The organism is Microbacterium sp. 11MF, from assembly GCF_000383475.1.
Classification (GTDB): Bacteria; Actinomycetota; Actinomycetes; order Actinomycetales; family Microbacteriaceae; genus Microbacterium; species Microbacterium aquilitoris.
Genome location: NZ_KB911460.1, coordinates 969,036 through 992,393 on the forward strand (window position 1 = coordinate 969,036; position 23,358 = coordinate 992,393).

At 69.6% G+C, this 23,358-nt stretch carries 23 protein-coding genes; 20 read left to right on the plus strand and 3 right to left on the minus strand.

The annotated features are described in order from the left end of the window. Window positions 1–26 precede the first annotated feature (26 nt). The 19 genes from thyX to dapF all read left to right on the plus strand — a co-directional run bounded on the left by thyX (window position 27) and on the right by dapF (window position 18,234). The gene (gene thyX, locus H286_RS0111705; RefSeq protein ID WP_020098293.1) at window positions 27–770 is read left to right on the plus strand and encodes an FAD-dependent thymidylate synthase; all 744 of its coding nucleotides are present in this window, start codon (window positions 27–29) and stop codon (window positions 768–770) included. A gap of 27 nt (window positions 771–797) precedes the next feature. Further along, window positions 798–1,550: an SDR family NAD(P)-dependent oxidoreductase gene (locus H286_RS0111710; RefSeq protein WP_020098294.1), complete on the plus strand. Its 753-nt coding sequence runs from the start codon at window positions 798–800 to the stop codon at window positions 1,548–1,550. A 124-nt stretch (window positions 1,551–1,674) separates the two neighbouring features. Beyond that, on the plus strand, window positions 1,675–2,652 hold the full coding sequence (dapA, locus tag H286_RS0111715; RefSeq protein ID WP_018187199.1) for a 4-hydroxy-tetrahydrodipicolinate synthase: 978 nt from the start codon (window positions 1,675–1,677) through the stop codon (window positions 2,650–2,652). Next, entirely contained in the window at window positions 2,649–4,325 is a 1,677-nt protein-coding gene (locus H286_RS0111720; protein ID WP_028497502.1) for a ribonuclease J, read from the plus strand. The genes dapA and H286_RS0111720 overlap by 4 nt, the downstream gene beginning before the upstream one ends. A gap of 21 nt (window positions 4,326–4,346) precedes the next feature. Further along, window positions 4,347–4,838 carry a GNAT family N-acetyltransferase gene (locus H286_RS0111725; protein WP_020098296.1) on the plus strand — a complete coding sequence of 164 codons (492 nt, stop codon included), beginning with the start codon at window positions 4,347–4,349 and terminating at the stop codon, window positions 4,836–4,838. Between the two features lie 66 nt (window positions 4,839–4,904). Continuing rightward, entirely contained in the window at window positions 4,905–7,613 is a 2,709-nt protein-coding gene (locus tag H286_RS0111730) for a DNA translocase FtsK (protein WP_020098297.1), read from the plus strand. A 31-nt stretch (window positions 7,614–7,644) separates the two neighbouring features. Continuing rightward, entirely contained in the window at window positions 7,645–8,211 is a 567-nt protein-coding gene (gene pgsA / locus H286_RS0111735) for a CDP-diacylglycerol--glycerol-3-phosphate 3-phosphatidyltransferase (protein ID WP_018187203.1), read from the plus strand. Beyond that, on the plus strand, window positions 8,211–8,747 hold the full coding sequence (locus H286_RS0111740) for a CinA family protein (protein WP_018187204.1): 537 nt from the start codon (window positions 8,211–8,213) through the stop codon (window positions 8,745–8,747). The genes pgsA and H286_RS0111740 overlap by 1 nt, the downstream gene beginning before the upstream one ends. 149 nt (window positions 8,748–8,896) lie before the next feature. Beyond that, window positions 8,897–9,217, plus strand: a complete 321-nt coding sequence (locus H286_RS0111745) for a helix-turn-helix domain-containing protein (protein WP_018187205.1) — start codon at window positions 8,897–8,899, stop codon at window positions 9,215–9,217. 7 nt (window positions 9,218–9,224) lie between these two features. After that, a complete protein-coding gene (locus H286_RS0111750; protein ID WP_018187206.1) occupies window positions 9,225–9,446 on the plus strand; it encodes a DUF3046 domain-containing protein in 222 nt (73 codons plus the stop codon). A gap of 227 nt (window positions 9,447–9,673) precedes the next feature. Continuing rightward, the gene (gene recA, locus H286_RS0111755) at window positions 9,674–10,732 is read left to right on the plus strand and encodes a recombinase RecA (RefSeq protein WP_018187207.1); all 1,059 of its coding nucleotides are present in this window, start codon (window positions 9,674–9,676) and stop codon (window positions 10,730–10,732) included. Window positions 10,733–10,734: 2 nt separating this feature from the next. Beyond that, entirely contained in the window at window positions 10,735–11,457 is a 723-nt protein-coding gene (locus tag H286_RS0111760) for a regulatory protein RecX (protein ID WP_020098298.1), read from the plus strand. 65 nt (window positions 11,458–11,522) lie between these two features. Next, window positions 11,523–12,443: an ABC transporter ATP-binding protein gene (locus H286_RS0111765; protein ID WP_020098299.1), complete on the plus strand. Its 921-nt coding sequence runs from the start codon at window positions 11,523–11,525 to the stop codon at window positions 12,441–12,443. Then, a complete protein-coding gene (locus H286_RS0111770) occupies window positions 12,440–13,318 on the plus strand; it encodes an ABC transporter permease (RefSeq protein ID WP_020098300.1) in 879 nt (292 codons plus the stop codon). The genes H286_RS0111765 and H286_RS0111770 overlap by 4 nt, the downstream gene beginning before the upstream one ends. Window positions 13,319–13,367: 49 nt before the next feature. Further along, a complete protein-coding gene (gene miaB, locus H286_RS0111775) occupies window positions 13,368–14,924 on the plus strand; it encodes a tRNA (N6-isopentenyl adenosine(37)-C2)-methylthiotransferase MiaB (protein WP_020098301.1) in 1,557 nt (518 codons plus the stop codon). 4 nt (window positions 14,925–14,928) lie between these two features. After that, window positions 14,929–15,849 carry a tRNA (adenosine(37)-N6)-dimethylallyltransferase MiaA gene (miaA, locus tag H286_RS0111780; protein ID WP_020098302.1) on the plus strand — a complete coding sequence of 307 codons (921 nt, stop codon included), beginning with the start codon at window positions 14,929–14,931 and terminating at the stop codon, window positions 15,847–15,849. Window positions 15,850–15,900: 51 nt separating this feature from the next. Beyond that, window positions 15,901–16,755 carry an alpha/beta fold hydrolase gene (locus H286_RS0111785; RefSeq protein ID WP_020098303.1) on the plus strand — a complete coding sequence of 285 codons (855 nt, stop codon included), beginning with the start codon at window positions 15,901–15,903 and terminating at the stop codon, window positions 16,753–16,755. Further along, window positions 16,748–17,329, plus strand: a complete 582-nt coding sequence (locus H286_RS0111790) for a TetR/AcrR family transcriptional regulator (protein ID WP_020098304.1) — start codon at window positions 16,748–16,750, stop codon at window positions 17,327–17,329. The genes H286_RS0111785 and H286_RS0111790 overlap by 8 nt, the downstream gene beginning before the upstream one ends. Window positions 17,330–17,367: 38 nt before the next feature. Then, entirely contained in the window at window positions 17,368–18,234 is an 867-nt protein-coding gene (gene dapF, locus H286_RS0111795) for a diaminopimelate epimerase (RefSeq protein WP_020098305.1), read from the plus strand. Window positions 18,235–18,240: 6 nt separating this feature from the next. Here dapF and H286_RS0111800 read toward each other — a convergent pair whose 3' ends face one another. Continuing rightward, on the minus strand, window positions 18,241–18,882 hold the full coding sequence (locus H286_RS0111800; protein WP_020098306.1) for a class I SAM-dependent methyltransferase: 642 nt from the start codon (window positions 18,880–18,882) through the stop codon (window positions 18,241–18,243). 78 nt (window positions 18,883–18,960) lie between these two features. Between H286_RS0111800 and hflX the strand changes: the two genes are divergently transcribed. Next, complete coding sequence (hflX, locus tag H286_RS0111805; protein ID WP_020098307.1) at window positions 18,961–20,475, plus strand: GTPase HflX; 1,515 nt, start codon at window positions 18,961–18,963, stop codon at window positions 20,473–20,475. Between the two features lie 15 nt (window positions 20,476–20,490). Here the strand turns inward: hflX and H286_RS0111810 are convergent, their stop codons facing one another. Together H286_RS0111810 and lexA are read right to left on the minus strand one after the other, a co-directional pair. Further along, on the minus strand, window positions 20,491–22,401 hold the full coding sequence (locus H286_RS0111810) for a prolyl oligopeptidase family serine peptidase (RefSeq protein ID WP_020098308.1): 1,911 nt from the start codon (window positions 22,399–22,401) through the stop codon (window positions 20,491–20,493). 32 nt (window positions 22,402–22,433) lie between these two features. Continuing rightward, window positions 22,434–23,099, minus strand: a complete 666-nt coding sequence (gene lexA, locus H286_RS0111815; protein WP_020098309.1) for a transcriptional repressor LexA — start codon at window positions 23,097–23,099, stop codon at window positions 22,434–22,436. Between the last annotated feature and the right edge of the window lie 259 nt (window positions 23,100–23,358).

The window sequence follows — 23,358 nt, forward strand, 5'->3', positions numbered from 1 at the left end:
CGGCCCCGGCGGGTAGTGTGTGAGCCGTGAGTGAGCGCCCCGAGAGCCCCGAGATCGAGTTCCGCAGCGATGTCACGGTCGAGCTGGTGCGCTCGTCGGCAGCGGACAGTGACGTGCTGTTCGCGGCGCGCGTGTCGACGCAGGGCGAGCAGACCCTCGCTTCGGCCGCCGACGGCTCCGAGGCGACCGCCCGCGACCGCGGCCTCATCAACTACCTGATGCGCGACCGCCACGGTTCGCCGTTCGAGCACAACTCGATGACCTTCTACGTGCAGGCGCCGATCTTCGTCTTCCGCGAGTTCATGCGGCACCGGATGGCGTCCTACAACGAGGAGTCGGGCCGCTACCGCGAGCTCCGTCCCGTGTTCTACGTCCCCGCGCCCGAGCGGAACCTCGTCCAGGTCGGCAAGCCCGGCGCGTACCAGTTCCTCCCCGGTTCCGAGGAGCAGGTCGAGCTCGTTGCCCGCGAGACGCGCGAGGCATCCATCGCCGCCTTCGAGAGCTACCAGCGGATGCTGGATGCCGGCGTCGCGCGTGAAGTCGCCCGCATCGTCCTGCCGCTCAACATCATGTCGTCGATGTACGTCACGGTGAACGCCCGGTCGCTCATGAACTTCCTGTCGCTGCGCACGATGCGCGAGGGTACGCACTTCCCGTCGTTCCCGCAGCGCGAGATCGAGATGTGCGCCGAGAAGATGGAGAACGTGTGGCGCGAACTCATGCCGCTCACGTACGCCGCCTTCAACGCGAACGGTCGCGTCGCCCCCTGACCTCCGGCGCGTCCTAGGCTGACGCGCATGACCCGCACTGCACTCGTCACGGGAGCGAGCTCCGGTATCGGAGCGGAGTACGCCCGCCAGCTGGCGGCGCGCGGCGCCGACGTCGTCCTCGTCGCCCGGGACCGCGGCGCCCTGCAGGTCCTGGCCGACGAGATCGAAGGCCGCGGTGGACGTGCCGAGATCCTCGTCGCGGACCTGCTGGACCCCGCTCAGCGACGGCTCGTCGAGGAGCGACTCGAGCAGGGCGTCGATCTTCTCGTCAACAGCGCTGGGTACGGGCTCTCGCTCGGGTTCGCCTCGGGCGACATCGAAGACGAGGCCCGGCACCTCGAACTGCACGTCGAGGTCACGATGAGGCTGACACGGGCCGCCCTGCCGGGCATGCTCGCGCGAGGACGCGGCCGCATCCTGAACATCGCCTCGGTCGCCGCCCTCGTCCCGCGTGGCACCTACGGCGCGGCGAAGGCCTGGGTCGTCAGCTTCAGCCGGTGGGCGAACGCGGTCTACGCCGCGAGGGGAGTGACCGTCACGACGGTCTGTCCCGGCTACGTCCACACGAACTTCCACGAGCGACTCGGCTTGCCGCCGGGGGAGGAGGGGGTCGCCGGCTGGATGTGGCTGACCGCCCCGCAGGTGGTGCGCGCGTCGCTGAAGGATGCCGCGCGCGGCCGGGCCGTCAGCATCCCGTCACTCCGGTACAAGGTGCTCGTCGCCGTGTCACGGCTGCTGCCCGATCGCCTCGTGGTCGCCGCCGCCTCCCGCGGCCGCTGACGCGGAAGACCGCTCCGCCGCGCGACTCGCCTCTGCGATACCGGTCGCCCCGCGACCGCCCCGCCACCCACCCCCAACGAACCCACGACGCGGCCGACGGACCCCGACCGGTACCCTGGGAACCATGACGCACTCCGCCAATCCGTTCGGTCAGGTGCTCGTCGCGCTCGTCACTCCGATGACGGCCGACGGCGAGGTCGATTGGCCGGCCGTAGAGAAGCACATCGACGACGTCATCACCGGCGGTGCCGACGGCATCGTCGTGACCGGCACGACCGGTGAGACCAGCACGCTGACGGATGCCGAGAAGCTCAAGCTCGTCGAGGTGGGCAAGTCCGTCTCCTCCGGCCGCGCGAAGATCATCACGGGCGGCGGTTCCAACGAGACCGCGCACGCGATCGAGCTCTACAAGGCGAGCGAGAAGGCCGGCGCGGACGGCATCATGATCGTCACGCCGTACTACAACAAGCCGACCCAGGCCGGCATCCTGACCCACTTCCGACTCGTCGCGGACGCCACCGACCTGCCGGTGATCCTCTACGACATCCCCGGTCGCACCGGCGTGCCCATCAAGTACGAGACGATCCTCCGCCTCGCCAAGCACCCGAACATCCTCGCGGTGAAGGACGCCAAGGGCGACTTCAGCGAGGTCAGCCGGGTCCTCAACCAGACGGACCTGCTCTACTTCTCCGGCGACGACGCGAACGTCCTCCCGCACCTGTCGATCGGGGCCGCCGGTCTCATCGGTGTCACGGCGAACATCACGTCGGCTCCGTACCGGGCCATCGTGGATGCCGTCAACCGGGGAGACCTCACGACGGCGACCGCCGCCCACCAGAAGCTCGAACCGCTCGTCCGTGCCGTCATGACGCACGTCCCGGGGACGGTCAGCGCCAAGTACATCCTTCACGGCCTCGGCCGCATCTCGAGTCCGCGCGTGCGCTTGCCGCTCGTAGGACCCGAAGAGTGGGAGGCCGCCCTCATCGAGGACGAGCTCGACCTCGTGAAGGACATCGAGGGCGCCGACTTCTCCAACTTCCGACCTGATCGCAATGCCGCTGCCGGCGGCGCCCTTCCGAAGGTGCATGGAACCACTCGATGACAAATACCGTCTCCGCCCCCGCCAAGCTCGCTCCCGGAACGCTCCGGGTGACCCCCGTCGGCGGACTCGGTGAGATCGGTCGCAACATGACCGTCTTCGAGTTCGACGGCAAGCTGCTGATCGTCGACTGCGGCGTGCTCTTCCCCGAGGAGCACCAGCCCGGCGTCGACCTGATCCTCCCGGACTTCGAGGCGATCCGCGGACGCCTCGACGACATCGTCGGCGTCGTCCTCACGCACGGCCACGAGGACCACATCGGTGCGGTCCCGTACCTGCTCAAGCGCAAGGGCGACATCCCCCTCATCGGTTCGCAGCTGACCCTCGCGCTCGTCGAGGCGAAGCTCAAGGAACACCGGATCAAGCCCTACACGCTGACGGTGAAGGAGGGGCAGCGCGAGCAGGTCGGACCGTTCGACCTCGAGTTCGTCGCGGTGAACCACTCCATCCCCGATGCGCTCGCCGTCGGCATCCGCACCCCTGCCGGACTCGTGCTGGCAACCGGTGACTTCAAGATGGATCAGCTGCCGCTCGACGGCCGCCTCACGGACCTCCGCGCCTTCGCGCGTCTCGGCGAAGAGGGCGTCGACATGTTCCTCGTCGACTCGACGAACGCGGACGTGCCCGGGTTCACCCCGCTCGAGCGGGCGATCGGCCCGGTGCTCGACCAGGTCATCGGCAAGGCGCCGCGTCGCGTCATCGTCGCGAGCTTCTCGAGCCACATCCACCGCGTCCAGCAGGTCATCGACGCGGCCGCCGCGCACGGTCGCCGCGTCGCGTTCCTCGGCCGCTCGATGGTCCGGAACATGACGATCGCCGAGCAGCTGGGGTATCTGCACGTGCCCGACGGTGTGCTGATCGACTACAAGAAGGCCAAGGACCTGCCCGACGACCGCATCGTCTACATGTCCACCGGGTCGCAGGGAGAGCCCATGGCGGTCCTGTCCCGCATGGCCAACCTCGACCACGCGATCGAGCCGGGGGAGGGCGACACCGTCATCCTCGCGTCGAGCCTCATCCCGGGCAACGAGAACGCGGTGTACCGCGTGATCGACGGCCTGACGAAGCTCGGCGCCAACGTCGTCCACAAGGCGAATGCGAAGGTCCACGTCTCGGGCCACGCCGCCGCGGGCGAGCTGCTCTACTGCTACAACATCCTGAAGCCGAAGAACGTGCTCCCCGTCCACGGCGAGTACCGGCACCTGATGGCGAACGCGAAGCTCGCCCAGGACAGCGGCGTCCCCGCGGCGAACACGATCATCGCCGAGAACGGCACGGTCATCGACCTCAAGGACGGCGTCGCGACGGTCGTCGGTCAGCTCGACCTGGGCTTCGTCTACGTCGACGGATCATCGGTCGGCGAGATCACGGATGCCGACCTCAAGGACCGCCGCATCCTCGGTGAGGAGGGCTTCATCTCCGTCATCGTGGTGGTGGATGCCGCGACCGGCCGCATCGTCACGGGCCCCGAGATCCACGCGCGCGGATTCGCGGAGGACGACGCCGTGTTCGATTCGGTGAAGCCGAAGATCGCCCAGGCGCTGACCGAAGCCGCCCAGTCGGGCGTCCGCGACCCGCACGCCCTGCAGCAGGTCGTCCGTCGTACGATCGGCCGCTGGGTGAACCAGTCGCTGCGTCGCCGTCCGATGATCGTCCCGATGGTGATCGAGGCCTGACCCGGGCGCTAGCATTCGGGCATGCCCGAGTCGTGGTCGCTTCGTCCTGCCACGCAGGCGGACGGCGTGTTCCTCGGCGACATGGTCGTCGAGGCCGCCAACTGGCGAGCCGGCGCCCCGCGACCGCGGCATGAGATCCTGGCCGATCCCGATCACGGTCGGTACCTCGCCGGATGGATGCGACCGGGCGACGTCGGATTCGTCGCCGTCGCCGGGGCGGAACTGATCGGCGCGGCCTGGTACCGCACCCTCCCTCGGACCGACCCCGGATTCGGCTACGTGGGGACCGGGGTGCCCGAGCTCATCATCGGGGTGAAGGCGCTCTGGCGCTCGCACGGCGTCGGTCGCACTCTGCTGCGCCGGCTGTGCGAGGCGGCTCGAGCCGAGGGCCGCGCGCGCATCTGCCTCTCCGTCGAGCGAGGTAACTTCGCGCAGGTCCTCTATCGCTCGGAGGGGTTCGCGGTGACCCGCAGCGGATTCGGGCGCGACACCATGATCAACCGCCTCTCTTGAGTCCCGACGGTCGCGGGGTCGCGTCAATCCTGGGACATGTCGGTCCCGCGGCTTACCGTGGAGAGTATGCCCAGGAGTAGCAGTCCGACCAGCAAACCCCGCGCGTCCGCGTCGGGCTCCTCGGCGCGCGCGAAGAAGGCCGATCCGGCCCCCCGCCGCAAGGCCGAACCCGCACCGCGCCACTACGTCGATGACGCCGATCGGCCGCCGATCGTCGTCCGCGCGTGGCTGGGCCTCGCGCACATCGCGGGCGGCATGTTCCGGGCGTTCGGATCCGAGTCCCTCGAGAAGGATCAGCGCCGCGACGGGTTCCCGTTCCTCCTGGTGCTCATGGCCGTCGCCGGTGCCGTCGTGGAGTGGTTCCTCATCGGTACCGAGGTCGGGACGAACATCAGCGCCTACTCGGTCGGTGCGCTCATCGGCCGCGAGGCCTTCATCTTCCCCGTCATCCTGCTGATTCTGGCCGGGTGGCTGTTCCGGCATCCGCCGTCCGTCCACGACAACGGGCGCATCGGCATCGGTGCCGGGCTTTTCATCCTGGCGGTGGCCGGTTTCTGCCACGTCGTGGCCGACCGGCCGAAGCCCAGCGAGGGTCTGATGGCGTTGAGCGCCGCGGGTGGACTGTTCGGCTGGGCGATCGGTGAGCCCCTGACGGTGCTGACCGAGGTGGGCGCCGGAATCGTCATGGGCCTGCTCGCCCTGCTGAGCGTGCTCATCCTGACCAAGACGCCGCCCAACCGCATCGGGCGTCGCCTGGGCGACCTCTACGCCTGGATGTTCGACGCCGAGCGGCCCGATCCCGACGCCGCCCCGGCGAAGGGACAGACCGGCCCGACGGTCGCGTTCGACGCTCCCGAGGACGAGAGCGATTCCCTGCCCTGGTGGCGCCGCAACAAGTCCGGCCGTGAGGAGGACGCCGACGGCGGCCTCGGAGCGGACGACCTCACGGCCCTCCTCGAGGCGAGCGGTGACGGCAGCTTCGACAACCCCGTCACGACGCCGACCCCCGAGGTCATGCCCGACGCGGTCACCGAGATCATCGCGCCCGCCGCTCCCCGCACGCCCGGCCGCAAGCGCGACGCCGTGCCCGAGGCGCCGCCGGTTCCGCCGCTGCCCGATTTCGTGGCCGCGAACCTCGACTCCGTCGATCCGGATGCCGCCGACTACCGCCTGCCCTCCGCTGACGCGCTCGCGGCGGGGACGCCCCACAAGGCGCGCTCCGAGGCCAACGACGCCATGGTCCGCGCGATCATGGGTGTCTTCGAGCAGTTCTCCATCGACGCCAAGGTGACCGGGTTCTCCCGCGGCCCGACCGTGACGCAGTACGAGATCTCGCTCGGCTCGGGGGTCAAGGTCGAGCGCATCACGGCGCTCACGAACAACATCGCCTACGCCGTCGCCTCGAACGAGGTCCGCATCCTCGCGCCGATCCCCGGCAAGAGTGCCATCGGCGTCGAGATCCCGAACACCGACCGCGAGATCGTCACCCTCGGCGACGTCCTCCGCTCGCCGAACGCGCAGCAGGCGACGCATCCCATGACGATCGGCATCGGCAAGGACGTCGGCGGCGGGTACGTCGTCGCCAACCTCGCGAAGATGCCCCACCTGCTCGTCGCCGGCTCCACCGGCTCGGGTAAGTCGAGCTTCGTGAACTCCATGATCACGAGCCTCCTGATGCGGGCGAAGCCGTCGGACGTCCGCATGGTCCTCATCGACCCGAAGCGCGTCGAGCTCACGTCGTACGCCGGGGTGCCGCACCTCATCACGCCCATCATCACGAACCCCAAGAAGGCGGCCGAGGCGCTGCAGTGGGTCGTGAAGGAGATGGACATGCGGTACGACGACCTCGCGTCGTTCGGCTTCCGCCACATCGACGACTTCAACAGGGCGGTCGTCGCCAACGAGATCCAGCTCCCCGCGGGCAGTGAGCGCGTCCTCAAGCCCTACCCGTACCTCCTCGTGGTCGTCGACGAGCTCGCGGACCTCATGATGGTCGCGCCCCGCGACGTCGAGGACTCGATCGTCCGCATCACGCAGCTCGCCCGTGCCTCCGGCATCCACCTCGTCCTGGCGACGCAGCGTCCCTCGGTCGACGTCGTCACCGGTCTCATCAAGGCGAACGTGCCCTCGCGTCTGGCCTTCGCGGTGACGAGTGTCACCGACTCGCGCGTCATCCTCGATCAGCCCGGAGCCGATCGCCTGATCGGCCAGGGCGACGGTCTCTTCCTGCCGATGGGCGCCTCGAAGGCGGTCCGCGTGCAGGGTGCCTGGGTGGCCGAGAAGGAGATCGAGAAGGTCGTGGGCCACGTCAAGAACCAGGCGCGTCCCGAGTACCGCAAGGACGTCGAAGCGGTCATCGAGAAGAAGGAGATCGACGCCGACATCGGTGACGACCTCGAGCTCCTCCTGGCGGCCGCCGAGCAGATCATCACGACCCAGTTCGGCTCGACCTCGATGCTGCAGCGCAAGCTCCGCGTCGGCTTCGCGAAGGCCGGACGCCTCATGGACCTCCTCGAGGCGCGCGAGATCGTCGGCCCTTCCGAGGGATCGAAGGCCCGCGACGTCCTCGTGACGCCCGACGAGCTCCCTGCCGTCCTCGCGCGCCTGCGCGGCGAGGAGCCGCCGGAGGATGCCGCGCCCGCCGCCGCCCCTGCGGCTGCGGCCGTCGCGACCGACCCTTACGGGCCGGACGCGGTGACGGAGCAGTTCGAGGGTTACGAGGTCGTCGAGTCCGAGGGCGATGAGGATGCCTGGGGTCTCACCGGCCGCGACTGACGTCGGCTGCGGGGCTCGGTAGGCTCAAGACGTGACGATTCCGAGGCAGCTGCCCAACGCCATCACGATCGTGCGCATCCTGTGCGCACCCGTGTTCGTCTGGCTTCTGCTCGCCGACGGCGGATCGGACGGCGCGCTCCGTTGGTGGGCGGGCGTCCTGTTCATCGTCGCGATCGCGACCGACGGGATCGACGGCTACCTCGCGCGTCGATATGAGATCGTCACGGATCTGGGCAAGCTACTCGACCCCATCGCCGACAAGGTGCTCACCGGCGCCGCGTTCGTGGTCCTCTCGATCCTCGGTGAACTCCCGCCGTGGGTGGTCGTGCTGGTGCTGGTGCGCGAACTGGGCATCACCGTCCATCGCCTCGTGGTCGCGACGGACCACGTCGTGGCGGCTGCGTGGATGGGCAAGCTCAAGACCGTCGCCCAGGCCGTCGCCCTCTCCCTCGCCCTCCTGCCCTTGTGGACGGTCGTGGGGGAGTGGATCCACGTCGTCAATACGGTGACGATGACGATCGCCGTCCTGCTGACCGTTGCGAGTGGTCTCGACTACGTCGTCACGGCCATCCGTTCCCGCACGTCGCGCCGAGCATGATGCGCCGCACCGTCAGCGAACTGCCCGAGGAGCTCGAGGAGACCGCGGTGTCCCGCGGTCCTCGATCGGACTCGGAGCGACTGGTCGAACGGCTCGGGGAACTGGGCTGGACGCTGGGCGTCGCCGAGTCGCTGACCGGGGGTCTGGTCGCGGCATCCGTCGTGTCCGTCCCGGGGGCGTCCTCGGTGTTCCGCGGCGCGATCGTCGCGTACGCCACGGATCTGAAGGAGCGGCTGCTCGGCGTGGACGGGACCCTCCTCGAGGCGCACGGTCCGGTCCACCCCCGTGTCGCCCGTCAGATGGCGGACGGCATCCGTCGTGTCGTCGGCGAGGGGGAGCCGGCCGACGTGGGGATCGCCACGACCGGGATCGCCGGACCGGTCTCCTCGGACGGCCAGCCCGTCGGCACGGTCCACATCGCCGTCTCGACCCCGCTCGGTTCGCGGGTCGAGTCCCTCGCGCTCGAGGGCGATCGGGACGAGATCCGGACGGCCGCAGCGGCCCGTGCGATCGCCCTCGCGGTGGAAGCGCTCTGAGCCGGGAATAGGCCTTGTTCCGAGCGCGTTACGACTCGGTGATTCCCACTCATTCCCCAGCACGCGGGGTCTAGGGTGACATCCAACGTGTTGTACCGTGGTTCCCCCGCAAGGGATTCGGTGGATCGCAGCTGAGGGAGGGCCCACGCATGATCCTGGTTCGTCAAGAGATCGGTGACGTCCTCCGCGACTTCCGGCTGCAGAAGGGTCACACCCTCCGACAGGTCTCCGGCAAGGCGAGCGTCGCACTCGGGTACCTCAGCGAGGTCGAGCGCGGTCAGAAGGAAGCCTCGAGCGAGATCCTCGCCGCCGTGGCCGAGGCCCTCGACGTCCCGATCTCCGCGATCATGCGCGAGGTCGGCGAGCGGATCTCGGTGCTCGAGGGACTGCATTCCCTCTCCGACGTCGTTCCCGACGACCTCGCCTCCCTGGGCGACGAGGTCCCGGCCCCCGAGCTGTCGCTGCGCTGACCGCTCGATGCGTCACAGCGAATTCGATCGCGCCGTCGCCGACGAGTTCGGATCGGGAGGCGCGTCCCTCGTCTCGGACCTGGTGCTGACCGGCGTCGACAATCGGACTGCCCGCGAGGCCTTGGCCGCAGGTGTCGCTCCGCGTGATGTCTGGTATGCCCTGTGCGCCGAGACGGACGTCCCCGTGGACCGCCGTTACGGCGCCGGAAGGCTCGATCCACGCCGGTGAGTCGGCGTGTCGTATCGAAGATGCGTTCGATGCCGGCGTAGTCTCCTGCACAACGGGTGTCGTAGAGACGTCGTTCACGTAAGGGCCGGATCCGGCAGCGATGTCGGAGCCCCCTCCTAACGTGAATGTCGTCAGATGACACCCACGCCCTGTCGCAGCATCCGATCCGTCGGTGAGGAGCGCGACAGCCTACGGGCGACGGAACCGCGAGTATCAAGGAGTACGACATGCCCTCACCTGCAGACCGCGAGAAGGCCCTCGAATCGGCCCTCGCCCAGATCGACCGCCAGTTCGGCAAGGGGTCGATCATGCGACTCGGAAGCGACGAGCGCGCGCCGGTCGAGGTCATCCCGACCGGATCGATCGCCCTCGACGTCGCCCTGGGTATAGGCGGAATCCCTCGCGGCCGCGTCGTCGAGATCTACGGTCCCGAGTCCTCGGGTAAGACGACCCTCACGCTCCACGCCATCGCGAACACGCAGCGGGCCGGCGGTATCGCCGCCTTCATCGACGCCGAGCACGCGCTGGATCCCGGCTACGCCGAGAAGCTGGGCGTCGACATCGATGCTCTCCTCGTCTCGCAGCCCGACACCGGTGAGCAGGCGCTCGAGATCGCCGACATGCTGATCCGCTCCGGTGCCATCGACCTGGTCGTCATCGACTCCGTCGCCGCTCTCGTCCCCGAGGCCGAGATCAAGGGTGAGATGGGTGACTCCCATGTCGGTCTCCAGGCCCGCCTGATGTCCCAGGCGCTCCGCAAGATCACCGGTGGCCTGAACCAGACGAAGACTACGGCGATCTTCATCAACCAGCTCCGCGAGAAGATCGGCGTGTTCTTCGGGTCGCCCGAGACCACCGCGGGTGGTAAGGCGCTCAAGTTCTACGCCTCGGTGCGACTGGACATCCGCCGTATCGAGACCCTGAAGGACGGGTCCGAGGCGGTCGGTAACCGCACCCGCGTGAAGGTCGTCAAGAACAAGATGGCGCCGCCCTTCAAGCAGGCCGAGTTCGACATCCTCTACGGCGTCGGGATCTCGCGAGAGGGAAGCCTCATCGACTTCGGTGTCGAGCACGGCATCGTGAAGAAGTCGGGTGCCTGGTACACGTACGAGGGTGAGCAGCTCGGCCAGGGCAAAGAGAACTCGCGCAACTTCCTGCTGAAGAACACCGACGTGGCTGCCGAGATCGAGAACAAGATCAAGCAGAAGCTCGGCATCGGCCAGCCGAAGGCCGTCGCCGAGGATGCCGCGGTGTCGGACGAGCTGACGGCTCGCCGCCCGGCCTGATCATGACGGATTCGAACGGGGGCGAGCGGGACTCGCTCGCCCCCGTCATCCCGCTCTTCGGACGCCGGACGGAGGCCCCGGCCGACGCGGGCGATGTCACCGGAAACGGCGATGATCCGCAGCCGTGGCATGCGACGTGGATCGCCGAGCGTGCGGCATCCGAGAGGTCCGCGGCCCGTGCCGCGCACCCGGCGACGGGCACCGTGCCCGTCGTGGCTCCGGCGGGTGAGGATGCGCCCGCAGCCGTGGCTGAGCGGATCCTGCTGCGCAAGCTCCGGACGCGATCCCTCTCACTTCGCGAGGCGCGGTCGGTGCTCCGCGAACACGATCTCGACGAGGCCGAGCTCGAGGGCATCGTCGATCGGTTCGTCTCGCTCGGGTACCTCGACGACGCCGCCCTCGCCGAGCAGCTGATCGACAAAGCGACGTCCCGCAAGGCGCAGGGTCGCATGGCGATCGCCCAGGGCCTGTCGCAGCGCGGCATCCCTCGCGACGTGATCGACGAGGCGCTCGATCAACTTCCCGACGATGAGGCCGAGAGGGCTCTCGAGTTCGCACGGTCCAAGGCGCGGGGGCTCGAAGGGCTCGATCGCGATATGGCCCTCCGGCGCCTCGCCGGTCAGTTGGCCCGGCGCGGGTACGGCTCCGTCGCCCTGTCGGTGGCGCGTCGTGCGCTCGACGAGGCGAGCGCACCCCCGCGGCATGGGGTTCGCTTCGAACCGTGACCACGGTTGCGTCCATCTGACAGACTCGCCTTACCCGCGCCCGGCGCGGCCGGAGGAGTGTGCGCATGGCGATCGAGGTCGACGGTCTCGTGAAGTCCTACAAGACCGTCACCGCAGTCGACGGGGTCTCCTTCGCGGTGCCGGACGGCCAGCTGTTCGCCTTCCTGGGAGCGAACGGTGCCGGGAAGTCCACGACGATCGGATGCCTCACGACGCTGCTCCGAGCGGACGCCGGGACGGTCCGCGTCGCGGGGTACGACGTGTCGGCAGAGAGCGAACGGGTGCGGTCGCGGATCGGCGTCGTGTTCCAGCGGTCACTGCTCGATGACGGTCTGACCGTCCGCGAAAACCTCGCCCTGCGAGCCACGCTCTCCCACATCGACCGTCGGCGCTTCGCTGCCAGACTCGACGAACTCTCGCTCCTCGTCGAACTCGACGAGTTCCTCGACCGTCCCTACGGCCGGCTGTCGGGCGGACAGCGTCGCCGCGCGGACATCGCCCGTGCGCTCATGCACGAGCCGTCGATCCTCTTCCTCGACGAGCCGACCGCGGGCTTGGACCCCGCGAGTCGTGTGGCGGTGTGGGCGGCGATCGATCGGCTCCGCTCCGAGCGGGGTCTCACCGTCTTCCTGACGACCCACTACATGGCCGAGACCGAAGAGGCGGATCAGGTCACCATCATCGACGCGGGCCGCGTCGTCGCGAGCGGGACGCCCACAGAACTACGCGCACGCCACAGTCGCAGCGTGCTCACCGTCACCACACGAGATCCGGACACGCTGTCCGCCCTCGCCACCCGAGGCGGACTGACCGCGACTCGCGACGGCGACATCCTCACGATCGAGGTGCCCGACGCGCGGGCGGCACGGACCTTGCTGGCGCAGCACGACGAGGACGTTCTGGACTTCGAGTTCCGGCACGGTCGGATGGACGACGTCTTCCTCGCCCTCACCGGCCGCGGTGAGCTGGTCGTGGACGCCGTATGAGCATCATCGCGGCCGTCGTGCGCCGCAATCTGACCCTGTTCTTCCGCGATCGGATGAACGTCTTCTTCTCGTTGCTGAGCGGGCTCATCCTCTTCTTCCTCTACACGCTCTTCCTCTCCCGGCTGCAGGTCGATGGTCTCGAGCGCACCCTCCCGCGCGCATCGCGCGCCGACATCGAGGCCTTCGTCGACAGTTGGATGCTGTCGGGCATCGTCCTGCTCACGACCGTCACCTCGGGGATCGGAGCGATCTCCGTGTTCGTGGACGATCGCGCCTCGGGCCGGTTCGCCGACTTCCTCGTCGCCCCCATCCGGCGATCGCAGCTGGTGCTCGGCTACCTGCTGTCCTCGGTGTCCGTCGCGGTCGTCATGTCGGGCATCATCCTCATCCTCACCGTGCTCGAACTCGGACTCGTCCGCGGCGCGTGGCTCGGTCCTCTCGAAATCCTGCGGGCGATCGGTGCGATGGTGCTCTGCTGCGTCGCCTTCACCTCCCTCGGAGCCTTCGGGGCCTCCTTCCTGAAGACGACCGGTGCCTACTCCGCGTTCTCGACGGTCGTGGGTACCGTCCTCGGATTCGTCGCGGGTTCCTACATCCCGGTCGGGTCTCTCCCCGATGGCGTCGCGTCGACCATCAACGCCCTCCCGTTCGCCCAAGGAGCCATGCTCCTGCGCCTGCCGTTCACCGACGAGACGATCGCCGCTCTCGCCGGCGGGGACGCCGGCGCCATCAGGGACCTCAAGGAGATCTACGGGATCGATCTCTTCGTCGGCTCGAGCGTCGTCCCCGTGTGGCTCGCCGTCACCGTTCTCGTCGCCGTCGCCGTCACCTTCAGCGCCATCTCTGCGGCCCGCATCCGCTCCCTCCTGCGCTGACACCGCCCGGGGCGTCCCGAGGCGACGCGGCTCGTAGAATGGCCTGATCATGACCAGCCCTTCCGCTGCCCCCACTCTCATCGCCCCGTCGGACGCAGCCGTCACCGCCGACGGCCGCTCCCGCACCTACGAGGTGCGGACCTTCGGGTGTCAGATGAACGTCCACGACTCCGAGCGTCTGTCCGGTTCCCTCGAGTCGGCCGGCTACGTCCGTGCTGACGCGGGAGTCGAGGCCGATGTCGTCGTCATCAACACGTGCGCCGTCCGCGACAACGCCGCGGGCAAGCTCTACGGCACCCTCGGGCACCTGAAGAGCCGCAAGGACAAGCACGACGGCATGCAGATCGCCGTCGGCGGCTGCCTGGCCCAGATGGACAAGGACGCCGTCCAGCAGAAGGCACCCTGGGTCGACGTCGTCTTCGGCACCCACAACATGGGCTCGCTCCCGAGCCTCCTCGAGCGGGCGCGGCACAACGGCGAGGCGGAGCTCGAGATCCTCGAGTCTCTCGAGGTGTTCCCGTCGACGCTCCCCACCAAGCGCGACTCGGCGCACAGCGGCTGGGTCTCGATCTCCGTCGGGTGCAACAACACCTGCACGTTCTGCATCGTCCCCAGCCTGCGCGGCAAGGAGAAGGATCGCCGCCCGGGTGACATCCTGAACGAGATCCGTCTGCTCGTCGACGACGGCGCGATCGAGGTCACCCTCCTCGGCCAGAACGTCAACAGCTACGGCGTCGAGTTCGGCGACCGCCAGGCGTTCAGCAAGCTCCTGCGCGCGGCGGGCGAGATCCCGGGCCTCGAGCGCGTGCGCTTCACGAGCCCGCACCCCGCTGCGTTCACCGACGACGTCATCGACGCGATGGCGGAGACCCCTGCCGTCATGCCGCAGCTGCACATGCCGCTGCAGTCCGGGTCGGACCGCATCCTCAAGGCGATGCGGCGGTCGTACCGCAGCGAACGGTTCCTCGGCATCCTCGACCGCGTGCGCGAGAAGATGCCCCACGCGGCGATCTCGACCGACATCATCGTGGGCTTCCCGGGCGAGACCGACGAGGACTTCGAGGACACCATGCGCGTCGTCGAGCAGGCGCGATTCGCGGGGGCCTTCACCTTCCAGTACTCGATCCGCGAGGGGACACCCGCTGCGACGATGCCCGATCAGGTCCCCAAGGAGGTCGTCCAGGAGCGGTACAACCGCCTCGTCGCCCTGCAGGAGCGCATTTCCCTCGAGGAGAACCAGGCCCAGCTCGGGCGCACCGTCGAGGTTCTCGTCTCGACGGGTGAGGGGAAGAAGGATGCCGCGACCCGCCGCCTGACCGGCCGCGCCGAGGACAACCGCCTCGTCCACTTCGAGGTGCCCGAGGGTTCCCCGACGCCGCGTCCCGGCGACGTGGTCACGACGGTCGTCACGCACGCCGCGCCGTTCCACCTCCTCGCCGACAGCCCGGACGGCGCGCCGCTGCGCATCCGCCGCACGCGCGCCGGGGACGCGTGGGATCGTGCGCAGGCCGACTCCTGCGGTGTCCCGGCCCCGACCGGTGACGCCGGTCCGCGCGCCGTGTCGCTCGGCCTGCCGATGATCCGCACCGCGACGCCCGGACTCTGACCTCGTGGGCGCGGAGCGCCTGTGGGCGATCGTCGGAGCGACCGGGACGGGTAAGACGTCGCTGTCGCTGGACCTCGCCGAGGAGTTGATCCGTCGCGGCCGCGCGGCGGAGATCGTGAACGCCGATGCCATGCAGCTCTACCGCGGCATGGACATCGGGACCGCGAAGATCCCCCTGGCAGAGCGGCGCGGCATCCCGCATCATCTGTTCGACGAGTTCGATGTGACCGAGGACGTCGCTGTCGCCGTCTACCAGGAGAGGGCGCGCGCGACGATCCGCGGCATCCTCGATCGCGGGGCCGACGCGATCCTTGTCGGGGGCTCAGGGCTCTACGTGTCGAGCGTGGTCTTCGACTTCCGCTTCCCGCCCCGCGATCCGGCGCTGCGCGCCCGGCTCGAGGCGGATCTCGACGAGCTCGGAGCCGCGGCGCTGATCGAGCGGATCCGCGACCTCGATCCGGGAGCAGCAGATCGCCTCGATCCGCGCAACAGCCGGCGTGTCGTCCGGGCCCTCGAGGTGCTCCTCCAGGGGGCGGACACCCACGGCGCTGCGCTCCCTGAGGCGCCCGTGCTGTGGCATCCCGCCACCGAACTCGTCGGTGTCCACCTGGACCGTGCAGAGCTGGTCGAGCGCCTCGATGAGCGGGTCCGGGGGATGTGGCGGGACGGTCTGCTCGCCGAGGTCGAGGGCCTCCGGGCCCGGGGTCTCGAGTCCGGTGCGACCGCGCCTCGCGCCATCGGTTACGCGCAGGCACTCGCGCAGCTCGGTGGCCGGATGGACGAAGAAGAGGCCGTCGCCGAGACCCAGGCGCTCACGCGCCGGTACGCGCGGCGTCAGGTCTCGTGGTTCAAGAGGTACCCCGGCCTTCGGTGGGTGGATGCCGGGACTCCCAGCATCCGCCTCCTCGAATCCTTGACAAGCTAAAGCTAATAGCCGTAGCCTGCTCGTATCGAGCACGATGCGAAGGAGACGCCGATGGTCGAGAAGATCCAGGTCCAAGGTGGGGAGATCGCGTTCGACGTGGTCGGGGACGGTCCACTTGTGGTTCTGGCACACGGGATGGGCGACTCCCGGCGCTCCTATCGCTTCGTCGTGCCGGCCCTCGTCGAGGCTGGGTTCCGCGTGGCGAACGTCGACATCCGCGGATGCGGCGAGTCGAGTGCCACGTGGGCGAGCTACAGCCGCGGCGACATAGCCGGTGATCTGCTCGCCGTCATCCGTCATCTCGGCGGTCCCGCGGTCATCGTCGGCCAGTCGATCAGCGGAGGTGCTGCGACGGTCGCGGCAGCGCGCGCCCCGCACGACGTCGTCGGGGTCGTCGAGCTCGCGCCGTTCACCCGCGCGCAGCGGTTCGACCCGGCCGGCCTGATCCGGCACGCCCGTCATCGGAAGGGCATGACCCGCCTGGCGACGATGATGCTCCGTGGGAGTGTGCCCGCGTGGCTCCGCTACCTCGACCTCGCCATTCCGCAGAAGCCCGCCGACTGGGCGCAGGAGCAGGCCGGCATCGCCCGTCACCTCGCGGATCCTGCGCGCATGGCCGCGCTCCGGGCGATGGGGCAGACGAGTCCCGCGGATGCGGGGGAGCAGCTCCCGCACGTGACCGTGCCGGTCCTCGTGGTGATGGGCACGGCCGACCCGGACTGGGCGGACCCTCGATCCGAAGGAGAAGGGGTCATCGCCGCGCTCCGGCCCGGCATCGGCCGGCTGGCGGTCATCGAGGGTGCCGGACACTACCCGCACGTCGAACGGCCGGGGGAGGTCGTCGACCTCGCCGTCCCGTTCCTGCGATCGGCTTTCTCGATCGAGGCGGGGGCGGCGGATGCCTAGGGCCGGCCTCGACGTCGACGCCGTGACGCGTGCCGCAGCCGACCTCGTCGACGAGCAGGGGCTCGCCGCCCTGACGATGACGGCGCTGGCGGAGCGGGTTGGCGTCCGTCCGCCGTCGCTCTACAAGCATGTGCCGGGCGGGCTCGTCGAGCTCACCCATCGGGTGGCGACCCTGGCGGCGCAGGACCTCGCGGGGGTGTTTCGCGCGACGCTGTCGGAACACCGCGGCACCGCCCTCACCGACGTCGCTGTCGCCTTCCGGCGCTATGCACAGGCGCACCCGGGCCGGTATGCCGCGACCGCCGCCGCGGAGCCGTCCGGTGATGACGACCCGCTCGCGCTCGCGCTGCGCGACGGTCTCGACGCCCTCGGCGGAGTGTTCGACAGCTACGGACTGCCGAGACAGGAGCACGTCCACGCCATCCGCATGCTCCGGAGCGTGCTCCACGGGTTCGCTGTCCTGGATGCCGCGCACGGCTTCCGGATGGACATCGATGTCGAGGACAGCGTCGCGTGGTCACTCGATCTCATGGATGCGGGACTCCGCGCGGCGGGGTCGACTCCGCCGCGCTGACCGGCGAAGCGGCATCCACCCGCACCTAGACTGGGCGGGTGTCGACGATCGCATTCACGAAGGGCCACGGGACGGGCAACGACTTCGTCGTCGTCGCCGACCCCGACGGGTCGCTGCACCTGACCGGCGAGCAGATCGCCGCGCTGACCGACCGACGCTTCGGGATCGGAGCCGACGGGCTGTTGCGGGTCGTCCGTTCAGCCGCCATCGATGCAGGCTCTGAGACTCCCGACGCCGAGTGGTTCATGGACTACCGCAACGCCGACGGCTCGATCGCCGAGATGTGCGGCAACGGTGTCCGCGTCTTCGTGAAGTACCTCCTGAGTGCGGGCTACGTGACGCTCGGCGCCGGCGAGACCCTGCGCATCGGAACACGCGCCGGAACCAAGACCGTCACGCTCGCCGACAACGGATTCGAAGTCGACCTCGGCCTGTGGCGTCCGACCTCCGACGAGGTCCTCGTGCGGGCGCACGGTCTTAAGATCGCGCGCCCGGGTCTCGGCATCGACGTCGGGAACCCCCACGTCGTCGTCGCCCTCTCGAGCATCGCCGAACTCGACGGGCTCGACCTGACGGTCCAGCCGATCCTGGACCCCGTCCCGGCAGCCGGCGCGAACGTCGAGTTCGTCGTCCCCGAAGAACCCCTCATCACCGACGGCGTCGGCGCGATCCGGATGCGCGTGTTCGAGCGGGGCGTCGGAGAGACGCTCTCGTGCGGGACCGGGGTCGCGGCATCCGCTCTGGCCGTGCGTCACTGGGCGGGCGCCGGTGCCCCGGACCAGTGGACGGTAGACGTCCCCGGCGGCCGTCTCGGGGTGCGCGTCGTGCGGACGGCTGCCGGTGAGCGCGTCCTGCTCTCCGGTCCCGCGTCGCTTGTCTTCTCGGGCGAGATCACGCTCGCCTGACGTCGCTCAGGGGAGGGTGATCGTCCCCGTCGCGGGCGTGCCGTGCCGGCGGACCTTCAGCACCCGGAATCCTCGCCCGGTCGCGGCACGGGTGACCGAATAGCCCCTGTCGAGGGATGCCGCGAGCCACCGCTGCAGCGAATCGGAACCGAGATTGCGCTGCACGACGAGCCAGGCGTCGCTGCGCTCGGCGAGCCGGGGAATCCACGTCTCGAGCAGTCCGTGCAGGACATCCTTGCCGACACGGATCGGCGGGTTGGACCGGATGGTGCGGAAGGCGACGTCGCTCGGAACATCTTCGGGCAGCACGGCGTTGACGTTATCGAGGCCGAGTTCCGCAGCGTTGCGGCGGACGAGGTCCAAGGCTCGCTCGTTGACGTCGACGGCCCACACCGTCGCGTGAGGCGCGTCGATGGCGAGCGACAGCGCGATGGGACCCCAGCCGCATCCGAGATCGAGAAGATGACCGCCCGCCGGGGGCGGAGGCGTGTTCGCCAGGAGCACCGCCGTCCCGCCGTCCACATGGTCGGGACTGAAGACCCCGCCCGCTGTCGTCACCTCGACGTCGCGACCGGCGAGGGACACACGGATGCGGCGGAGGTTCTCGGAGCTGGACGGGGACGCGCTGAAGTAATGGTCGCTCCCCATGCGACGAGCGTAGCGGAGGCGGTGGAAGCCGCGGGAAGCTAGAGTTCACGGATGGCCGCGAGGCCGCGAAAGGATCACATGACCGACACCACCACCCCTGCCGCGACGGACGAGCCGGTGGACCCGGTAGACCGCGTGCTGGCGCGAGCGGAGTCGCGTTCGGGGGTGCGCGTGTTCGGCGCCGCACAGGCGCTGCAGGACGAGAGCACCGTTGCCTACGGCGACACGGACGGCGACCAGTGGGACCGCGAGGAGCGCGCCGCGCTCCGCCGCGTCCCGGGGCTGTCCACCGAACTCGAGGACGTCACCGAGGTCGAGTACCGCCAGCTGCGGCTGGAGAACGTCGTGCTCGTGGGCGTCTACCCCCAGGGGTCGACGGAGGATGCCGAGAACTCGTTGCGCGAGCTCGCCGCACTCGCCGAGACAGCCGGGGCCGTCGTCCTCGACGGCGTGCTGCAGCGTCGTCCGCATCCCGATCCCGCGACGTACATCGGCCGCGGTAAGGCGGCGGAACTCCGCGACCTGGTCGTCGCCGTCGGTGCCGACACGGTCATCGCCGACACCGAGCTCGCGCCCAGCCAGCGACGCGCCCTCGAGGACGTCGTCAAGGTCAAGGTCATCGACCGGACCACCGTCATCCTCGACATCTTCAGCCAGCACGCGAAGAGCCGAGAGGGCAAGGCGCAGGTCGAACTCGCCCAGCTCGAATACCTCCTTCCGCGCCTGCGCGGCTGGGGTGACTCGATGAGCCGACAGGCCGGTGGCCAGGTCGGCGCCGGCGGCGCCGGTATGGGCTCGCGCGGTCCGGGTGAGACGAAGATCGAGCTCGACCGCCGACGCATCCGCACGCGCATGGCGATGCTGCGCCGTCAGATCCGCGACTTCAAGCCGGCCCGTGAGGCCAAGCGTGCCGAGCGCAAGCGCAACACGATCCCGTCGGTCGCGATCGCCGGGTACACGAACGCCGGCAAGTCGAGTCTGCTCAACAAGCTGACGAGCGCGGGCGTCCTCGTCGAGAACGCGCTGTTCGCGACCCTGGACGCGACCGTCCGTCGCGCGCAGGCGGCCGACGGTCGGGTCTACACGCTCACCGACACCGTCGGGTTCGTCCGCAACCTCCCGCACCAGCTGGTCGAGGCGTTCCGCTCGACGCTCGAGGAGGTCGGCGACGCGGACGTCATCGTGCACGTCGTCGACGGGTCGCACCCCGACCCGGCCGCACAGCTCGCGACCGTCCGCGACGTCATGGGCGATGTGGGGGCGCGCTCGACGAACGAGATCGTCGTCTTCAACAAGGCCGACCTGATCGACCCCGACACGCGCCTCGTGCTGCGCGGCCTCGAGCCGAAGGCGCACTTCGTCTCGTCGCGCACCGGCGAAGGCATCGTCGAGCTGCGCGCGACGATCGAGGACGCTCTGCCGTTGCCGGCCGTCGAGGTCCACGCGCTCGTCCCGTACGACCGCGGCGATCTCGTCAGCGCCGTCCACGAGTCCGGTCATATCCTGTCGACCCGTCATGAGGAGGGCGGCACCGCCGTCCACGCCCACGTGTCGGAGCGGCTGGCGGCCGAGCTCGCGCCGTACGCGCGCTGACCGATCGGCTCGGACTCAGCTGAGCGCGATCGCGGGGACCCCGGGGGTCTCGAAGCCGAACACCTGACCGAGGAAGGCCAGCTCGGATTCGAGCGCGTGCACGACGGTCTCCGCTCGTCGGAACCCGTGCCCCTCGCCGTCGTACAGGACGTAGGCGTACGGCACGCCGCGTCCGGCCAGGGCGTCGCGGATGGCCTCCGCCTGCGTCGGCGGCACGACCGCGTCGTCCGATCCCTGCAGGAGCAGGACCGGCACGCGGAAGCCCTCCGTGTGGCTGAGCGGTGAGCGCTCGAGGTACAACGCCTCCGCCGCGGGGAGCGGCCCGATGAGACCGTCGAGGTAGCGGGCCTCGAAGTCGTGGGTGTCGGTGGCGAGCAGGCGCGCGTCTCCGACGCCGTAGCGGGAGATCCCCGCGGCGAAGACGTCGGTGCCGACGAGGGCCGCGAGCACGGTCCAGCCGCCGGCCGAGCTCCCCGCGATCGCCAGGCGCGCGGCATCCGCTCGTCCCTCCGCGGCGAGACCGGATGCCGCGGCTGCGACATCGTCGCGATCGACGACGCCCCATTGCCCGCGGAGCCGATCGCGATAGGCCCGCCCGTAGCCGGTCGAGCCGCCGTAGTTCACCTCGACGACGCCGATGCCCCGGCTCGTGAAGAAGGTGATCCGGCTGTCGGCCACACCTCCGACGTGGGCCGTCGGGCCGCCGTGCACGAGGGCGATGTACGGCGGAAGTTCGCCCTCGGGCGCCGTGTGGTGCGGGTTGGTGGGCGGGTGATCGAACGCGTGGACGTCGCCGTGGCGGCTGTGCACCGTGAAGGGGCGCGCCGGGGGGATCCACTCGTCGCCGAGGTCGGAGCGCGAGCCCACGACGAGCGTCACGTCGCCGTGTTCGTCGAGCTGCCAGATGCCGGTGACCCCGGGCGCCATCCCCGACACCAGCACGCGGGATCCGAGGGCATCCTCGACGACCGCGCGCGATCGGACGGGGATGCCGGTCGCGCGGGCGGTCCCCTCCGCGTCGATGCGCACCACCTCGTCGGCGCCGTGCGTCCGGACCGCGACGATCCCGCCGTCCGGCAGGAGTGCGTACCACCGGACGCCGAGCACCCACAGCCCGCCTCCGGTGTCGGCGTCCGCGGGGGCGATCGGGTCCGGCGGAAGATCGGATGCCACGTCCCGCCGCCACAGGTTCCACCGACCGGCGTTCGGCCCGGCCGAGGGGTCGTCGAGCCAGACGAGCCGGCCGGAGGCATCCCACTCCGGCTGAAGTGCCGCTGTCTCGCCGGACGTGATCGGGCGCCAGGTCGTCACGGTGCCGTCGGCGAGGTCTCCGACCCGGATCTGCGTGCGGTCCCAGGGCATGTCCGGGTGGTCCCACGCCACCCAGGCGAGGTGCCTGCCGTCGTGCGACAGCGCCGGTTGCGCGAGGAAGTCGCTTCCCCCGACGATCTCGCGCGCCTCGCCGCCGCCCTGGGGGATGGACACGATCGATCGCCGTGGCACGGGGCTGCCGTCGTGCACTTCCCGGATCGCGAGCAGCACCCCGTGCTCCCACCGCAGGCCGCCGTGACGGGCCTGCGGGTCGTCGGGGGTGAGCGGCGTCGGCTCCTCTCCTCTGCGGAGCGACCAGACGCGCTGATCGGACTTCTCGACGAAGTAGAGCCGGCCGTCCTCATCGGTCGTCCACGACCCGCCGCCGTACTCGTGCACGCGGGAGCGCGCGCTCCACGGGGCGGGGAGGAGATCCTCGACCTCGCCGTCGACCGAGCGCCGGATCGACGAGCGACCGCCCTGATCGGGCAGCGACTCTCCCCACCAGACCTCGTCGGCCACGAAACGTGCACCGTCGTAACGCGGCGCCGCGGCGGAGGCGTCCGCAGCGGACAGGGGCGAGATCCACGAACCGTAAGGAGCGACCGTCGTCATGCCCTCACGCTACGCGGTGGCGCCCACCCGGATCACACGGCTCGAAGGACAGCGACGACCTTCCCGAGGACGACCGCGTCGTCGCCGAGGATCGGCTCGAACGCGGAGTTGCGGGGGAGGAGCCAGGTGTGTCCGTCGCGCTGGCGGAACGTCTTGACGGTGGCTTCGCCGTCGAGCATCGCCGCGACGATCTCACCATTGGACGCATCCGCCTGCGAGCGCACGACGACCCAGTCGCCATCGCAGATGGCGGCGTCGATCATCGAGTCCCCCGACACCCTCAGCATGAACAGGTCGCCCTTGCCGACGAGCTGACGGGGAAGGGGGAAGATCTCCTCGACCTGCTGCTCGGCGGTGATCGGTACCCCCGCGGCAATGCGTCCGACCAGGGGGACCATGGCGGCGTCGCCCACGGCGGGCGCGGCATCGGCCGGGTTCTCCCCGGCGGCGCCCGGGAGGTCGATGAGGACCTCCATAGCCCGGGTCTTGCCGGGATCGCGACGGAGGTACCCGCTCAGCTCGAGCTGATTGAGCTGATGGGTGACGCTCGAGAGCGACTTCAAGCCGACCGCATCCCCGATCTCACGCATGCTCGGCGGATACCCGTAGCGAGCGATCGACCGCTGGATCACCTCGAGGATCGCGAGCTGCTTGTCGCTCAGGCTCTTGCGCCGGCGGGTCTGCGGCTTGTCGCTCATGTCGTTCCTTTCACGGCCCTGCGTCCCCGCCGGCTTCCCGGGCGTCGGACGTCGAGCCGGGGGCACTCGCCTTCGAATGTCGGAGGTTGGTGATGGGCTCTGTTCATCGAAACCGTATCCGGTGTCGATGGGATCGTCCCGTAGCCGACCGCGTGTCGTCTTCGATCGATCTGCGGATAACCGCTCTCTTGACAGTGTACGAACATCGAAGATAGATTCGGAAGAGAACTTCGCACCCGCCCGTCCCGGCCGATGGGCG

Excerpts from the sequence above, each read along its gene's own strand:
- H286_RS0111710 (WP_020098294.1), top strand. The coding sequence starts at position 798 with ATGACCCGCACTGCACTCGTCACGGGAGCGAGCTCCGGTATCGGAGCG.
- dapA (WP_018187199.1), top strand. The coding sequence starts at position 1,675 with ATGACGCACTCCGCCAATCCGTTCGGTCAGGTGCTCGTCGCGCTCGTC.
- H286_RS0111720 (WP_028497502.1), top strand. The coding sequence starts at position 2,649 with ATGACAAATACCGTCTCCGCCCCCGCCAAGCTCGCTCCCGGAACGCTC.
- H286_RS0111725 (WP_020098296.1), top strand. The coding sequence starts at position 4,347 with ATGCCCGAGTCGTGGTCGCTTCGTCCTGCCACGCAGGCGGACGGCGTG.
- H286_RS0111730 (WP_020098297.1), top strand. The coding sequence starts at position 4,905 with ATGCCCAGGAGTAGCAGTCCGACCAGCAAACCCCGCGCGTCCGCGTCG.
- H286_RS0111740 (WP_018187204.1), top strand. The coding sequence starts at position 8,211 with ATGCGCCGCACCGTCAGCGAACTGCCCGAGGAGCTCGAGGAGACCGCG.
- H286_RS0111745 (WP_018187205.1), top strand. The coding sequence starts at position 8,897 with ATGATCCTGGTTCGTCAAGAGATCGGTGACGTCCTCCGCGACTTCCGG.
- H286_RS0111750 (WP_018187206.1), top strand. The coding sequence starts at position 9,225 with ATGCGTCACAGCGAATTCGATCGCGCCGTCGCCGACGAGTTCGGATCG.
- recA (WP_018187207.1), top strand. The coding sequence starts at position 9,674 with ATGCCCTCACCTGCAGACCGCGAGAAGGCCCTCGAATCGGCCCTCGCC.
- H286_RS0111760 (WP_020098298.1), top strand. The coding sequence starts at position 10,735 with ATGACGGATTCGAACGGGGGCGAGCGGGACTCGCTCGCCCCCGTCATC.
- H286_RS0111765 (WP_020098299.1), top strand. The coding sequence starts at position 11,523 with ATGGCGATCGAGGTCGACGGTCTCGTGAAGTCCTACAAGACCGTCACC.
- H286_RS0111770 (WP_020098300.1), top strand. The coding sequence starts at position 12,440 with ATGAGCATCATCGCGGCCGTCGTGCGCCGCAATCTGACCCTGTTCTTC.
- miaB (WP_020098301.1), top strand. The coding sequence starts at position 13,368 with ATGACCAGCCCTTCCGCTGCCCCCACTCTCATCGCCCCGTCGGACGCA.
- H286_RS0111785 (WP_020098303.1), top strand. The coding sequence starts at position 15,901 with ATGGTCGAGAAGATCCAGGTCCAAGGTGGGGAGATCGCGTTCGACGTG.
- H286_RS0111790 (WP_020098304.1), top strand. The coding sequence starts at position 16,748 with ATGCCTAGGGCCGGCCTCGACGTCGACGCCGTGACGCGTGCCGCAGCC.
- H286_RS0111800 (WP_020098306.1), bottom strand. The coding sequence starts at position 18,882 with ATGGGGAGCGACCATTACTTCAGCGCGTCCCCGTCCAGCTCCGAGAAC.
- hflX (WP_020098307.1), top strand. The coding sequence starts at position 18,961 with ATGACCGACACCACCACCCCTGCCGCGACGGACGAGCCGGTGGACCCG.
- H286_RS0111810 (WP_020098308.1), bottom strand. The coding sequence starts at position 22,401 with ATGACGACGGTCGCTCCTTACGGTTCGTGGATCTCGCCCCTGTCCGCT.
- lexA (WP_020098309.1), bottom strand. The coding sequence starts at position 23,099 with ATGAGCGACAAGCCGCAGACCCGCCGGCGCAAGAGCCTGAGCGACAAG.